At 70.4% G+C, this 15,254-nt stretch carries 13 protein-coding genes; 7 read left to right on the top strand and 6 right to left on the bottom strand.

Translation table 11 applies throughout. From position 1 onward, the window contains the following. Positions 1–118 precede the first annotated feature (118 nt). Positions 119–922: a rhomboid-like protein gene (locus tag ACGFNV_RS07655; RefSeq protein ID WP_393620283.1), complete on the bottom strand. Its 804-nt coding sequence runs from the start codon at positions 920–922 to the stop codon at positions 119–121. A gap of 163 nt (positions 923–1,085) precedes the next feature. Here ACGFNV_RS07655 and ACGFNV_RS07660 point away from each other — a divergent pair, with 163 nt between their 5' ends. From ACGFNV_RS07660 to ACGFNV_RS07680, 5 genes are all read left to right on the top strand, one after another. Next, positions 1,086–1,763 carry a spermidine synthase gene (locus tag ACGFNV_RS07660; RefSeq protein ID WP_393620285.1) on the top strand — a complete coding sequence of 226 codons (678 nt, stop codon included), beginning with the start codon at positions 1,086–1,088 and terminating at the stop codon, positions 1,761–1,763. Positions 1,764–1,886: 123 nt separating this feature from the next. After that, positions 1,887–2,627: a response regulator transcription factor gene (locus ACGFNV_RS07665; RefSeq protein ID WP_133927131.1), complete on the top strand. Its 741-nt coding sequence runs from the start codon at positions 1,887–1,889 to the stop codon at positions 2,625–2,627. Continuing rightward, entirely contained in the window at positions 2,624–3,730 is a 1,107-nt protein-coding gene (locus ACGFNV_RS07670) for an ATP-binding protein (protein WP_133927132.1), read from the top strand. The genes ACGFNV_RS07665 and ACGFNV_RS07670 overlap by 4 nt, the downstream gene beginning before the upstream one ends. Before the next feature lie 292 nt (positions 3,731–4,022). Further along, entirely contained in the window at positions 4,023–7,826 is a 3,804-nt protein-coding gene (locus ACGFNV_RS07675; RefSeq protein ID WP_393620287.1) for a multifunctional oxoglutarate decarboxylase/oxoglutarate dehydrogenase thiamine pyrophosphate-binding subunit/dihydrolipoyllysine-residue succinyltransferase subunit, read from the top strand. Between the two features lie 250 nt (positions 7,827–8,076). Continuing rightward, on the top strand, positions 8,077–8,256 hold the full coding sequence (locus ACGFNV_RS07680; protein ID WP_385280322.1) for a DUF6104 family protein: 180 nt from the start codon (positions 8,077–8,079) through the stop codon (positions 8,254–8,256). A gap of 55 nt (positions 8,257–8,311) precedes the next feature. Here ACGFNV_RS07680 and ACGFNV_RS07685 read toward each other — a convergent pair whose 3' ends face one another. After that, positions 8,312–9,175 (bottom strand): hypothetical protein, encoded by an 864-nt coding sequence (locus ACGFNV_RS07685; RefSeq protein ID WP_393620289.1) that lies wholly within the window; start codon positions 9,173–9,175, stop codon positions 8,312–8,314. 139 nt (positions 9,176–9,314) lie between these two features. Here ACGFNV_RS07685 and ACGFNV_RS07690 point away from each other — a divergent pair, with 139 nt between their 5' ends. Next, entirely contained in the window at positions 9,315–10,340 is a 1,026-nt protein-coding gene (locus ACGFNV_RS07690; RefSeq protein WP_393620291.1) for a DUF4097 domain-containing protein, read from the top strand. Between the two features lies 1 nt (position 10,341). Further along, positions 10,342–11,433 (top strand): helix-turn-helix transcriptional regulator, encoded by a 1,092-nt coding sequence (locus ACGFNV_RS07695; protein ID WP_393620293.1) that lies wholly within the window; start codon positions 10,342–10,344, stop codon positions 11,431–11,433. Positions 11,434–11,472: 39 nt separating this feature from the next. Here the strand turns inward: ACGFNV_RS07695 and ACGFNV_RS07700 are convergent, their stop codons facing one another. The 4 genes from ACGFNV_RS07700 to ACGFNV_RS07715 form a co-directional block, all read right to left on the bottom strand. Continuing rightward, positions 11,473–12,036 (bottom strand): Clp protease N-terminal domain-containing protein, encoded by a 564-nt coding sequence (locus tag ACGFNV_RS07700; protein ID WP_393620295.1) that lies wholly within the window; start codon positions 12,034–12,036, stop codon positions 11,473–11,475. Then, positions 12,036–12,245, bottom strand: a complete 210-nt coding sequence (locus ACGFNV_RS07705; RefSeq protein ID WP_018571396.1) for a helix-turn-helix domain-containing protein — start codon at positions 12,243–12,245, stop codon at positions 12,036–12,038. The genes ACGFNV_RS07700 and ACGFNV_RS07705 overlap by 1 nt, the downstream gene beginning before the upstream one ends. Positions 12,246–12,357: 112 nt before the next feature. Further along, entirely contained in the window at positions 12,358–13,326 is a 969-nt protein-coding gene (locus ACGFNV_RS07710) for a zinc-binding dehydrogenase (RefSeq protein WP_393620296.1), read from the bottom strand. Positions 13,327–13,500: 174 nt separating this feature from the next. Next, complete coding sequence (locus ACGFNV_RS07715) at positions 13,501–14,724, bottom strand: NADP-dependent malic enzyme (protein ID WP_393620297.1); 1,224 nt, start codon at positions 14,722–14,724, stop codon at positions 13,501–13,503. Positions 14,725–15,254: the final 530 nt, after the last annotated feature.

The following is a 15,254-nucleotide window of genomic DNA, read 5'->3' on the forward strand; positions in this document are numbered from 1 at the left end:
TGCTGTACCGCAACGGCAGCGGCCGGGACGTACGGGTCACGGTCGCCTGCGGTGACGGCACGGTGAAGCGCTCGGTCATCGGCTACGAGCACGCCCTCGACGTGGCGCCGGAGCCGCCTCAGCGGCCTGCGACCCGCAGGGCCCGGACAGCGGTGTGGGCGTCGCGCCACCGCCGGACCAGCGGCCACACCGCGACGCCGATGCCCAGCGAGATCAGATGGCCCCAGTTGGTCATCGGGTCCGTGAAGGCGACGAGGTCGGAGACGAGCGTCCAGCCGACCGCGGCCAGAAGAGGCCACCGCAGCCGCGGCGTGAGCAGGCCGGCGAGGGCGCCGACACTCGTCGCGACACCGAAGCTGACGCCGTAGTCGAGGCGGTGCAGGGAGCTCTCGGGCAGGTGACCGACGAGCACCGCGATGCCCACCGGAACCTCGGTGGCGAGGGTGGCCAGGACGTGCCCCAGCAGGAAGACGGCGGCCGTGCGCGCACCGCCGATCCGCCGCTCCAGCACGGTCAGGACGAGGAGGAGCCCGATCGCGTACGGCGAGAGGACCCCGCCCGCGATCCACATCGCGCTCCCCACCAGCACCAGCACCGGCGTGCGCACCAGGTGCACCACATCCGTACTGGACCCCTGGTAGAGGGCGTGCACGAGTGCGGGACCGGCGTGTGCGGCGACAAGTGAGGTGACGGCGAGAACGGCGACGTAGGCGAAGGTGAACGGGGTGCCGGTGGGGGTCGGCAGCAGGCGCCACGGACGCGGGACACGACGGACACGGACGCGCGGCGCCTCGGACGGGACGACAGCGACCGTGCGGGGCAGGGCGGTCGCACTCCCCACCGGTCCGCGCTGGCTCGGTATGCCGTCCAAGCGGGGCTGGGGCGCGGGCGTCGACGCGTCGGCCCGCACAGTCCGTTCCAAGGTGAAGCGCTCCTTCCGTTCGCCCCACCACCCTTCGCGCCGCACGAACCGCCTGTCTGTGACCGACGCCACCCGGAGGCCGATTCACAGCGAGTTCCCAGCCCGCGCTCACCAGCGTCTTAATTCCTTCAACGGTCCGTCACATCGGTGTCAGGATGAGCGCATGCCCACCGCTTACGACATTCCCGAAGTGCTGGACCGTCGTGAGGGCCCGTACGGCGAGGTCGTACTGCGCCGGCACGGCGAGCTGCTCCAGATCATCGCCAACGGCTGCTTCCTGATGGACACCTCCGACGGCCGCTCGGAACGTCTACTCGTCGACGCCGCCCTGAACGCCCTGGACGGACGGGCCGCACCGCATGTCCTGATCGGCGGGCTAGGCGTCGGCTTCTCCCTCGCCCATGCCGCCGCCGACCCCCGTTGGGGACGGATCACGGTCGTCGAGCGTGAGCCCGCCGTCATCGACTGGCACCGCTCCGGCCCCCTGTCCGCGCTGTCCCGCGACGCCCTCGCCGACCTGCGCACGGAGATCGTCGAAGCGGACCTGCTCGATTTCGTCAATGAGAGATGCGACACGTACGACGCGCTGTGCCTGGACATCGACAACGGGCCCGACTGGACCGTCACCGACGGCAACCACGGGCTGTACGGTCCGGCCGGACTGGCAAGCTGCGCAAGGGCGTTGAGACCGCGCGGGGTGCTCGCGGTGTGGTCGGCACAGCCGTCGCCGGATTTCGAGGGAACCTTGAGGAATGCCGGGTTCCAACAGGTGCGTACCGAAGAGATCCCGGTTGCCCGAGGCGTTCCCGACGTCGTGCACGTTGCCGTAAACCCTGGATAGCAAAGCCACGGTGCCTCCCCGTACGCTGCTCCCCTGACGCGGATCATTCAAGCGTCAATCGCAACCATGCGCAGACCGAGGAATCACCCCACTGGTTCCGGAAAGCACACTCAGGGGCGGGCGATGGAGCAGACACACACCTCCCACAACGGCACGACGACGGCGACCCCGGGCGCGCAGCGGCGAGTCCTGGTGGTCGAGGACGACCCGACGATCGTCGACGCCATCGCAGCCCGACTGCGCGCCGAGGGATTCCTCGTGCAAACGGCGGGCGACGGTCCGGCGGCCGTCGACACCGCAGAGGCATGGCAGCCCGATCTGCTGATCCTCGACATCATGCTGCCCGGCTTCGACGGCCTGGAGGTCTGCCGTCGTGTGCAGGCCGCCCGTCCGGTGCCGGTGATGATGCTCACCGCGCGCGACGACGAGACCGACATGCTGGTCGGGCTCGGTGTCGGCGCCGACGACTACATGACCAAGCCCTTCTCGATGCGGGAGCTGGCCGCGCGCGTGCACGTCCTGCTGCGCCGCGTGGAGCGGGCCGCGCTGGCCGCGACCACCCCGCGCAGCGGGATCCTGCGGCTCGGCGAACTGGAGATCGACCACGCGCAGCGCCGGGTGCGGGTGCGCTCGGAGGACGTGCACCTCACGCCGACCGAGTTCGACCTGCTGGTCTGCCTGGCCAACACCCCGCGCGCGGTGCTCTCCCGTGAGCAGCTCCTCGCGGAGGTGTGGGACTGGGCGGACGCCTCCGGCACCCGCACGGTCGACAGCCACATCAAGGCGCTGCGCCGGAAGATCGGCGCCGAGCGCATCCGTACGGTGCACGGCGTGGGTTACGCGCTGGAGACCCCGACTCCATGAGCGACGGGCGGTCGGCCGCACGGAGGAGCCCCGGGGAGCCCTGGGGCGGCGTACGCCCGTTCTCGATCAAGACCAAGCTGGGCGCGCTCGTCGTCATCTCGGTGCTGATCACCACCGGTCTGTCGATGATCGCGGTGCACACCAAGACGGAACTGCGCTTCATCACGGTCTTCTCGATGATCGCCACACTGCTCATTACGCAGTTCGTGGCGCATTCGCTCACCGCCCCGCTCGACGAGATGAACACGGTCGCCCGGTCCATCTCGCACGGCGACTACACCCGCCGGGTGCGGGAGAACCGCTGGGACGAGCTGGGTGACCTGGCCCAGACGATCAACGCCATGGCCGACGAGCTGGAGGCGCAGGACCGCCAGCGCAAGGAGCTCGTGGCCAATGTCTCGCACGAGCTGCGCACGCCCATCGCGGGTCTGCGCGCCGTCCTGGAGAACGTCGTGGACGGCATCGCCGAGGCCGACCCCGAGACCATGCGCACGGCCCTCAAGCAAACCGAGCGACTGGGGCGTCTCGTGGAGACGCTCCTCGACCTCTCCCGCCTCGACAACGGCGTCGTACCGCTGCGCAAGCGGCGTTTCGAGGTGTGGCCCTATCTCTCGGGCGTGCTGAAGGAGGCCAACATGGTCGCCTCCGCGCGCGCGACGATGGGCTCGGGCGGCAGTCACACCCGTACCGACGTCCATCTGCACCTGGACGTCTCCCCGCCGGAGTTGACCGCGCACGCCGATCCGGAGCGCATCCACCAGGTGGTCGCCAACCTGATCGACAACGCGGTCAAGCACAGCCCGCCGCACGGCCGTGTGACGGTCAAGGCGCGGCGCGGGCCGCAGCCGGAGTCGCTGGCCATCGAAGTCCTGGACGAGGGCCCCGGCATCCCCAGGTCGGAGTGGCACCGCGTGTTCGAGCGGTTCAACCGGGGCGCGGTGCGCCGGCCGCACGGGCCGGGCAGTGACGGCGGTACGGGGCTCGGTCTGGCGATCGCCCGCTGGGCCGTGGATCTGCACGGGGGCCGGATCGGAGTGGCTGAATCCGAGCGAGGTTGCCGGATTCTTATCACTCTTCCGGGAGAGACATCCGTGCCAAGTTGACGTAAAGTCCGAACCGGAGTCCCAAGATCCACCACTGTCCGCGCTGACGGACACGTGTGATCAGGGCACAGGTCTGCGCGCTGCGCACGTACGACCCTCATCTCCGCATCCCCGTGCGGCACTTCTTGAGCGGAACCACGCTTGTTTCCCGCCATTTCCAGCCCCGAAACACACTTCGTGATGTGACTTACGCGACGATGAACGGGCCCGACCTGACCTTCACCGTGTTGGGGGCGTAGCCTTTATTCCCGCTGTCCATCACCTTGTGAAGCGGAAGAGGGCGGTTGCCGCCGTGTCGCCACAGTCCCCCAGTAACTCGAGCATCTCGACCGACACCGATCAAGCGGGCAAGAACCCCGCTGCCGCGTTCGGTCCGAACGAGTGGCTCGTCGACGAGATCTATCAGCAGTACCTCCAGGACCCGAATTCGGTCGACCGTGCCTGGTGGGACTTCTTCGCCGACTACAAGCCGGGCGCCGCGGGCGCCCCGGCTCCGGCGGGTACTGCGGCCGCGGGGGCCGCAGAGACCACCACGGCCCCGGCGGCGCCCGCCGCCCCGGCCGCCGCTGCTCCGGCGGCCCCCGCCGCCGCTCCGGCCCCCGCGGCCCCGAAGCCCGCGGCCGCCGCTCCGGCTCCCGCCAAGGCCGCCGCCCCGGCACCGGCTCCCGCGAAGCCCGCGGCCGCCAAGCCGAAGGCCGCGCCGGCCGCCGAGGCCGCCGCGCCCGCGGAGGGTCCCGAGTTCGTGACGCTGCGCGGCCCGTCCGCCGCGGTCGCGAAGAACATGAACGCCTCCCTGGAGCTGCCCACGGCCACGTCCGTGCGCGCGGTGCCGGTGAAGCTTCTCTTCGACAACCGCATCGTCATCAACAACCACCTCAAGCGCGCCCGGGGCGGGAAGATCTCCTTCACGCACCTGATCGGCTACGCGATGGTGCAGGCCATCAAGGCCATGCCGTCCATGAACCACGCGTTCGGCGAGAAGGACGGCAAGCCGACCCTCATCAAGCCGCCGCACGTCAACCTCGGCCTCGCCATCGACCTGGTCAAGCCCAACGGCGACCGCCAGCTCGTCGTCGCGGCGATCAAGAAGGCCGAGACGCTGAACTTCTTCGAGTTCTGGCAGGCCTACGAGGACATCGTCCGTCGCGCCCGCGACAACAAGCTGACGATGGACGACTTCACCGGTGTCACGGTCTCCCTGACCAACCCCGGCGGCCTCGGCACGGTCCACTCGGTGCCGCGTCTGATGCCCGGCCAGTCGGTGATCATGGGCGTCGGCTCCATGGACTACCCGGCGGAGTTCCAGGGCACCTCCCAGGACACCCTGAACAAGCTCGGCATCTCCAAGGTCATGACGCTCACGTCGACGTACGACCACCGAGTGATCCAGGGCGCCGCCTCCGGCGAGTTCCTGCGCGCCGTAGCCAACCTCCTGCTCGGCGAGAACGGCTTCTACGACGACGTCTTCGAGTCGCTGCGCATCCCCTACGAGCCGGTCCGCTGGCTCAAGGACATCGACGCCAGCCACGACGACGACGTCACCAAGGCCGCCCGCGTCTTCGAGCTGATCCACTCCTACCGGGTCCGCGGCCACGTCATGGCCGACACCGACCCGCTGGAGTACCAGCAGCGCAAGCACCCCGACCTGGACATCACCGAGCACGGGCTCACCCTGTGGGACCTGGAGCGCGAGTTCGCCGTCGGTGGCTTCGCCGGCAAGTCCCTGATGAAGCTGCGCGACATCCTCGGCGTGCTGCGCGACTCCTACTGCCGCACCACCGGCATCGAGTTCATGCACATCCAGGACCCCAAGCAGCGCAAGTGGATCCAGGACCGCATCGAGCGCCCGCACACCAAGCCGGAGCGCGAGGAGCAGCTGCGCATCCTGCGCCGTCTGAACGCGGCTGAGGCCTTCGAGACCTTCCTGCAGACGAAGTACGTCGGCCAGAAGCGCTTCTCCCTGGAGGGCGGCGAGTCCGTCATCCCGCTTTTGGACGCGGTCATCGACAGCGCCGCCGAGTCCCGCCTGGACGAGGTCGTCATCGGCATGGCCCACCGCGGCCGCCTGAACGTCCTCGCCAACATCGTCGGCAAGTCGTACGCGCAGATCTTCCGCGAGTTCGAGGGCAACCTCGACCCGAAGTCGATGCACGGCTCCGGCGACGTGAAGTACCACCTGGGCGCCGAGGGCACCTTCACCGGCCTCGACGGCGAGCAGATCAAGGTCTCGCTGGTCGCGAACCCCTCGCACCTCGAAGCCGTGGACCCGGTCCTTGAGGGCGTCTCGCGCGCCAAGCAGGACATCATCAACAAGGGCGGCACGGACTTCACGGTCCTGCCGGTGGCGATCCACGGCGACGCGGCCTTCGCGGGCCAGGGCGTGGTGGCCGAGACCCTGAACATGTCGCAGCTGCGCGGCTACCGCACCGGCGGCACGGTCCACATCGTCATCAACAACCAGGTCGGCTTCACCGCGGCCCCCGAGTCCTCCCGCTCGTCGATGTACGCGACGGACGTGGCGAGGATGATCGAGGCCCCGATCTTCCACGTGAACGGCGACGACCCCGAGGCCGTCGTGCGCGTCGCACGCCTCGCCTTCGAGTTCCGCCAGGCGTTCAACAAGGACGTGGTGATCGACCTCATCTGCTACCGCCGCCGCGGTCACAACGAGTCGGACAACCCGGCCTTCACCCAGCCGCTGATGTACGACCTGATCGACAAGAAGCGCTCGGTGCGCAAGCTGTACACCGAGTCCCTCATCGGTCGCGGCGACATCACCCTGGAAGAGGCCGAGCAGGCCCTGCAGGACTACCAGGGCCAGCTGGAGAAGGTCTTCACCGAGGTCCGCGAGGCCACCTCGCAGCCCGTCGCCGGCGACTCCCGCGACGGCCAGGACACCTTCCCGGTCGCGGTGAACACCGCGATCTCGGCCGAGGTCGTCAAGCGGATCGCCGAGTCCCAGGTCAACGTCCCCGACCACATCACCGCGCACCCGCGTCTGCTGCCGCAGCTGCAGCGCCGCGCCGCGATGGTCGAGGACGGCACGATCGACTGGGGCATGGGCGAGACCCTCGCGGTCGGTTCGCTGCTCCTGGAGGGCGTGCCGGTCCGGCTGGCCGGCCAGGACTCCCAGCGCGGTACGTTCGGCCAGCGCCACGCGGTGATCATCGACCGGGCGACCGGCGAGGAGTTCACGCCGCTGAACTACCTCTCCGAGGACCAGTCACGGCTGAACGTCTACAACTCCCTGCTCTCCGAGTACGCGGCGATGGGCTTCGAGTACGGCTACTCGCTGGCCCGCCCCGACGCGCTCGTGATGTGGGAGGCGCAGTTCGGCGACTTCGTCAACGGCGCCCAGACGGTCGTGGACGAGTTCATCTCCTCGGCCGAGCAGAAGTGGGGCCAGACGTCCGGCGTCACCCTGCTGCTCCCGCACGGCTACGAGGGCCAGGGCCCGGACCACTCGTCCGCCCGCCCGGAGCGGTTCCTCCAGATCTGCGCCCAGAACAACATGACGGTCGCCATGCCGACGCTGCCGTCGAACTACTTCCACCTCCTGCGGTGGCAGGTGCACAACCCGCACCACAAGCCGCTGGTCGTCTTCACCCCGAAGTCGATGCTGCGCCTGAAGGCGGCGGCCTCGAAGGCGGACGAGTTCACGACGGGCCAGTTCCGCCCGGTCATCGGCGACGCGTCGGTCGACCCGGCCGCGGTCCGCAAGGTCGTCTTCTGCGCGGGCAAGGTCTACTACGACCTGGAGGCCGAGCGTCAGAAGCGCGGTGTCACGGACACGGCGATCATCCGCGTCGAGCGCCTGTACCCGCTGCCGGGTGCCGAGCTCCAGGCGGAGGTCAACAAGTACCCGAACGCCGAGAAGTACCTGTGGGCCCAGGAGGAGCCGGCCAACCAGGGTGCCTGGCCGTTCATCGCCCTGAACCTGATCGACCACCTGGACCTGGCGGTCGGCGCCGACGTGCCCCACGGCGAGCGTCTGCGGCGCATCTCGCGCCCGCACAGCTCGTCCCCGGCCGTCGGCTCCGCCAAGCGCCACCAGGCCGAGCAGGAGCAGCTCGTACGCGAGGTGTTCGAGGCGTAACCGCTCTCGCGGGCCGTACGTGACCGGGCCGCACCCCCGCTTCGGGGGTGCGGCCCGGCCGTTTGCGCGCACTTAGAGCTCCGAACAACAGTGGAGTCCGATCAGCTCGCGGCGTCTGGTGCGTGCGATCGCAAGGCGCCGAAAGCCCCTGGTAGCGGAGCTACCAGGGGCTTTCGGTAACGCGGCGAGCGTGCGTGCCAGGCGTCGCGAGCCGGGCTCCACTGTTGTTCGGAGCTCTTATCCTTGAGCCATGTACTTCACGGACCGTGGCATCGAAGAGCTGGAGAAGCGGCGCGGCGCGGAGGAGGTCACCTTCGAGTGGCTCGCCGAGCAGCTGCGGACGTTCGTCGACCTGAACCCGGACTTCGAGGTCCCGGTGGAGCGGCTGGCCACGTGGCTGGCTCGGCTGGACGACGAGGACGAGGAGTAGGTCGGTCGTAGCGGGTACTGCGGGGCGCCTCTGTGGCGCCCCTTTTGCGCGTCCGTCAGTCGGGCGGGTGGCTGAGGTCGTACACCAGGGCGAGTACGCCGTGGGCCAGGAGGAGCGCTCCTGCGGCCGTCCAGCCGCCGCTGCGCCGCTGTAGGCCCACGACCGCCAGCGGGAGGCCCGCGGCGATCTGAGCCAGGGCCAGGGCCCGGGAACGGGGCGTCGGGGACCAGGGCAGCCAGGGGTTCGGGAGGCTGTCGGTGAGGGGCTGGGGCTCCACGCGCGCATGGGTCTCCGTACGGGCCGTTTCGCGTCCCACCGGCCCTGCGATCTCCCGGGTGCCGGGCTCCGCCCGCGCCGCCTCGCGCAGGTGGCTCGTGGGGGCGCCGGGGGTGAGGTCGGCCGGCAGACAGACGCCCGCGCGTGTGAGGACGGCGAGGAGGGCGCGCAGGCGGGCGGGGGCGTCGGCGCCGGAGCCCGGGTGCGTGAGCGGGTCGAGGGATTGCACGTCCAGGACGGGGTCCAGGCCCAGACGGGTGGCGAAGGTGCGCATGGCCTCGTCCTCGCCCGCGGGGGTGCCGTCGGCGAGCCAGACGTAGGCGACGGTGCGGCGGAAGCCGGAGGCGAGGGTGTAGCCGGCCCGGTCGGCGTCCCACCAGAGCGCCAGTACGGGCGTGGAGGCGCCGACGGCCAGGGCGGTGGCCCAGCCGGTGAGGACGCGGTCGACCGGATCCCCGCCGCGCTGCCACGGGGTGCCCTCGGGGACCAGGACGCTCCAGCCGTCGCCGGCGCCCGTCAGCAGCAGGGGTTCGCGCAGGAGGGGGGCGACGGGGGCGACGGAGTCCGGGGCCGCCCGGCAGAGCAGCAGGGCACCGGGCGCGGCGCCCGCAGGGGAGCGGGCGGATCGGCGTGCCGTCGACATGCCCACACGCTAGGACAATTCGTCATCTTTGGGTCTTGTCGATCACCGGAAAGGGTGTCTTGACTTTCGACCGCCGCGATATATCGTGTTTCACGTAAGACGCGATATGGCGTGTCGTGTCGGCGGGGAGGTCGTCAGCATGTCCGAGTGGTCCGTGTCAGAGCCGGGGAAGCTCACCTTCGACGAGCCGGTGAGCAAGCTCCAGGTGCGCATCGTCCATGGAACGGTGAACGTCGTGGGGACCGACGAGGGTTCCGCCCGTCTGGAGGTCTCCGAGATCGACGGCCCGCCCCTGGTGGTCACCCAGGAGGACGGCACGCTCACGGTGGCGTACGAGGACCTGCCCTGGAAGGGCTTCCTCAAGTGGCTCGACCGCAAGGGATGGCGCCGCAGCGCCGTGGTCTCCCTGGCCGTTCCGGCGCCCACGCGCGTGGAGGTGGGCGTGGTGGGCGCCGCGGCCGTGGTCTCCGGGATCGAGGGGCCCGCCGAGGTCAGGGGGGTCTCCGGGGACACCACACTTGTGGGCCTCGCGGGGCCCGTGCGCGCGGACACCGTCTCGGGGAACGTGGAGGCCCAGGCACTCTCCGGCGACCTGCGCTTCAACTCCGTCTCCGGGGACCTGACCGTGGTCGACGGCGCGGGCTCCTCCGTGAAGGCCGACTCGGTGAGCGGTTCGATGATCGTCGACCTGGACCCGACGGCCCGGCCCACCCACGTCGGCCTCACCAGCATCTCGGGCGAGATCGCCATCCGGCTGCCCCATCCGGCGGACGCGGAGGTTGAGGCGAACACGGCCAGCGGCGCGGTCTCCAACGCCTTCGAGGACCTGCGGGTCAGCGGCCAGTGGGGTGCCAAGCGGATCACCGGGCGCCTGGGCGCGGGCAACGGGCGACTGAAGGCGACGACGGTGTCCGGCTCCATCGCGTTGCTGCGGCGACCACAGGAGGACGGGGAGGGCGACGGCGCCTGGGCGGACGAGCCCGCCCCACCGACAGACTCCGGCTACGACTCCGGCTCCGCTTCCGTTTCCGACCCGGTGGACCCGACGGACCCTGCGGACAGAGGACAGGCCGACTCGGGGGACAATTCCGGTTCCGGCCCGGGCGGGGACGCGCGTGCGACCGACGCCCCCGCCGACGGCACGACCGACAAGAAGGTGCTCTGACATGCCTCCCGTCTTCGCACACGGCCGCCTCCGCCTCTACCTGCTGAAGCTGCTGGACGAGGCCCCGCGTCACGGCTACGAGGTGATCCGCCTCCTGGAGGAACGGTTCCAGGGGCTGTACGCCCCGTCGGCGGGAACCGTCTACCCCCGCCTGGCCAAACTGGAGGCCGAGGGGCTGGTCACCCACACCACCGAGGGCGGCCGCAAGGTGTACGCCATCACGGACGCGGGCCGCGCCGAACTGGCCGACCGCAGCGGTGAGCTGGCCGACCTGGAGCTGGAGATCCGCGAGTCGGTCGCGGAGCTGGCCGCCGAGATCCGGGCCGACGTCCGGGGCGCGGCGGGCGACCTGCGGCGCGAGATGCGGGCGGCGGCCTCCGAGGCCCGCCGGAGCACCGGCACCGGCACCGGCGGGACCGGGACCGGCACGAACGGCCCCTTCGGTGGGTTCGGGGACCACGGTGAGTTCGGCGAGTACGCCGACAGCGAGGCGTGGCGCGCCGCGAAGGAGGAGATGCGCCGCGTCAAGCAGGAGTGGAAGGAGCAGGCGAGGCGCGCCAAGGACGAGAGCCGCCGTGCCCGTGACGAGGCCCAGCGGGCTCGCCGCCAGGCCAAGGAGGCCCAGGACCGGGCCCGGACCCAGACGCAGGAGGAGGTGCAGCGCATCGCCCGGCGGGTCCAGGAGCAGGTGCAGGACCACTTCGCGCGGGGCGACTGGCCCACGGGACTGCGGGAGGGGCTGACCGAACTGGCGAAGGAGTTCGGCGAGTTCGGAAAGGACTTCGGGAAGGAGTTCGGCAAGGACTTCGGGTTCGGCCGGAGCGGCCCCGGCGGCAGGACGGCGACCGCGGAGCCGGAGTACGGGCAGACCCCGGAGGACTTCCCCGCCGACTACGAGCCCGCCTGGGCGCACGAGGACCCCACCGGCGACCCCGCCCGTGACCTGGACCGCCTGCTCGACCGCTTCCGCGACGACATCCGCGACGCGGCCCGTGACCACGGCATCACCTCCGACCAGCTCCGTGACGCCCGCCGCCATCTGTCGACGGCGGCGGCGCACATCGGGGCGATACTGCGGACGCCGAGAGGCTGAGGGGCAGCGGGGGGCGACAAGCCGGCGCGGGCGGAGAGCTCAGCTCGCCCGTGCCTCTCCCCCGCCGTACAGCACGCGTGTCAGCGACTCGTAGGTCACCCCGTGGTCGGCGAGGACCTCGGCGGGGACGCCGGGGCCGGTAGTCAGGGCCAGGAGGACGTGTTCGTCGCCGATGTGGCGGTCGCTGTGGGCCAGGGCGGCTCGCAGGGCCCTGACGAGGACGTCCTTGGCGTCCCGGCCGAAGGGGCGGCGGCCCGACCACCCGCGCCCGTCCTTGCGGTCACCGGACATGGCGCCGACGCCGTGCACCTCCTCCACCCGGGAGACGATCTCGGAGACGTCGATGCCGAGGCCGGCGAGGGCGTCGGTCTGCGCCCGGGACAGCCCCGCGTGCCGACGTGCCTCGTCCAGTTCCCGCCGCACCGACTCCGCTCGTTCGGCGAGCCCCAGCGCGGTCAGCGCGAAGGCGGCACGGCCGGCCTCGCGGTCCAGCACGGCGAGCAGGATGTGCTCGGCGTCGACATGGCGCGCACGGGAGCGTTCGCAGTGAACGACTGCTCCCCGCACCACCTCACGCGCGTCCTTCGTGAACCGTTCGAACATCACTGCCTCCCGTACTTCTTGTGCACGGCCTGCCTGCTGACGCCGAGTTCGGCGGCGATCTCCTGCCACGACCAGCCCTGATTGCGCGCGCTGCGTACCTGCACCGCCTCCAGCTGCTCCAGCAGCCTGCGCAGCGCGGCGACGGCGCGCAGTCCGACCCGTGGATCGCGGTCACCCGCGCGCTCGGCGAGATCCGTTGCTTCGGTCATGACGTCAACTTACGTTGACACGCCGTGCAATGTCAACCAGGGTTGACACATGAGTCGCGCGAAAGGCGGGCCCGGCGACCCGGACCCGCCCGTGACAGAGGCAGAGCGTGTGTCAGGAGTTGTTCGTGAGGACGATCTTCCCGAACTGCTCGCCCGAGGCCATCCGGGCGAAGCCGTCGCGGGCCCGGTCCAGCGGGAGCACCTCGTCGACGACGGGGCGTACACCCGTGGCGGCGCAGAAGGCGAGGAGGTCCTCCAGTTCGTCCTTGGTGCCCATGGTGGAGCCGACGACCTTGAGCTCGAGGAAGAAGATGCGGGTCAGCTCGGCATGCGAGGGCCGGTCGCCGCTCGTCGCGCCGGAGATGACGAGCGTCCCGCCGGGCTTCAGCGACTTGACCGAGTGGGACCAGGTGGCGGCGCCGACGGTCTCGATGATGGCGTCGACGCGCTGGGGCAGCCGCGCTCCCGGCTCGACCGCCTCGACGGCGCCGAGTTCCAGGGCCCGCTTGCGCTTGGCCTCGTCCCGGCTGGTGGCGAAGACGCGGAGCCCCGCCGCCTTCCCGAGAACGATCGCGGCCGTGGCGACACCGCCTCCGGCGCCCTGGACGAGGACCGAGTCGCCCGGCCGCACGCCGGCGTTGGTGAACAGCATGCGGTAGGCCGTGAGCCAGGCGGTGGGCAGGCAGGCGGCCTCCTCGAAGGAGAGCTCCTTGGGCTTGGGCAGGAGGTTCCAGGTCGGCACGGCGACCTGCTCGGCGAAGGTGCCCTGGTAGCGCTCGGTGAGGATGGAGCGGGGTTCGGCGGGCCCGACACCGTGCCCGGTCTGGCCGATGACGGAGTGCAGGACGACCTCGTTGCCGTCCTCGTCGACGCCGGCGGCGTCGCATCCGAGGATCATCGGCAGCTTGTCCTCTGCGAGGCCCACACCGCGCAGGGACCAGAGGTCGTGGTGGTTGAGGGAAGCGGCCCTGACATCGACGACACTCCAGCCCGGCCGGGCCTCGGGAGCCGGACGCTCCCCCAACTCCAGGCCGGAAAGCGGCTGGTCACGGTCGATTCGGGCGGCGTAGACGGCGAACATGAAGCCGACGATAGGGTCCTGACGCCACCGACGAAACCGCGCGGCCGTGTGAGACATCCCCTCTTGCGCGGCGCTGCGCGAACCGCAGCGGGGTGAGTCGCTGCCCGCCACCACGGCAAAGGAAATGGCCCCGCCCGCACAGGCGAGGCCATTCGGCTCAGGGCGAGCTCGGGCTCACGCCCGGGCGACCCCCTCCGCGCGAGCCGCAGCGGCCACCGCCGCCGTGACCGCCGGAGCGACCCGCTCGTCGAAGGGCGAGGGGATGACGTAGTCGGCCGAGAGATCGTCGCCGACGACCGCCGCCAGCGCCTCGGCCGCCGCGATCTTCATGCCCTCGGTGATCCGGGAGGCCCGCACCTGAAGCGCGCCGGCGAAGATGCCGGGGAACGCCAGCACGTTGTTGATCTGGTTCGGGAAGTCGGACCGCCCGGTCGCCACGACCGCCGCGTACTTGTGCGCGACGTCCGGATGCACCTCGGGGTTCGGGTTGGCCATGGCGAACACGAACGCACCCTCGGCCATCGAGGCCACGGCCTGCTCCGGGACCGTACCGCCGGAGACACCGATGAAGACGTCCGCACCCTCCAGCGCCACCTCCAGCGATCCGGAGATCCCCGCCTTGTTGGTGAAGGCCGCGAGCTCCGCCTTGACCGACGTGAGGTCGTCCCGATCACGGGAGACGACACCCTTGCGGTCGGCGACCGCGACGTCCCCGATGCCCGCCTCGACCAGCATCTTCGCGATGGCGACGCCCGCCGCCCCCGCACCCGAGATGACGGCCCGCAGATCCCCGATCGTCCGCCCGCTCAGCCGCGCGGCGTTCCGCAGCGCCGCCAGCGTCACGACCGCCGTACCGTGCTGGTCGTCGTGGAAGACGGGAATGTCCAGCCGCTCCTGGAGCTTGCGCTCGATCTCGAAGCACCGCGGCGCCGAGATGTCCTCCAGGTTGACGCCGCCGAAGGAGGGAGCCAGCCGCACCACGGTCTCGACGATCTCGTCGACCTCCGTGCAGGCCAGCGCGATCGGCACCGCGTCCACGCCGCCGAACTGCTTGAAGAGGATCGCCTTGCCCTCCATCACCGGGAGGGAGGCCTCGGGGCCGATGTCCCCGAGCCCCAGGACGGCCGTACCGTCGGTCACCACGGCGACCACGGACGACTTCCACGTGTAGTCGTGGACGAGCTCCGGCTGCTCCGCGATCGCGGTGCACACGCGCGCGACGCCGGGGGTGTACGCGAGAGACAGGTCGTCCTTGTCACGGACGGGCACGGTGGCCTGCACGGCCATCTTTCCGCCGCGGTGCAGTGCGAACGCCGGATCGAAGGAATCGAGGGGCTCCGCACCGCCCTCCTGGTCCGCTTTGTCTTCGCTGCGAGGATTGAAGATCTCCGCTGCCACTGTGTCTTACCCCTTAGATGTTCATGGTTTGAGGGTTGGCCACTCCCTGGTGAGGGGTGGGCGGGCACCACGCACGGCCCTGTCACTGATACGTACGAGCTCGTGCGCGACGGGCGCGCCGCACACGCGCCCTGGGCCCCGGATGAGGGGTGTAAAGAACCTTCTTACCCGACGGACCGCGCTCAGGACGAGTCCATAACGTGAAGGTCACACGTCATGAGAGCACCGATGACGGAATATGGGGACAAGTTCTGGACAACCTCTTGACAAGGGCTCAAGTGGTCACACGCCAGACACCTGGGTCGCGCGCATCGCGGGACAAGCCGCAGATCTTCCGGCTGGAAGCATGGAATCCCGCAGAAGGTCCGGCCGTGATGTACCGGAGTGGTGCGGTTCGGGGGTCGCCCGTTATCCGATTTTGACATGGCCGGTCCCCTGATTGGTTCAGTCCGAATGGCAAGATGCCGTAATCACACAAGGTCGCGACACCCGATGACGTGTGCTCCCGTCGACCATCGGCAACTCCACCC

It is taken from the genome of Streptomyces sp. NPDC048751, assembly GCF_043198595.1.
Lineage (GTDB): Bacteria > Actinomycetota > Actinomycetes > Streptomycetales > Streptomycetaceae > Streptomyces.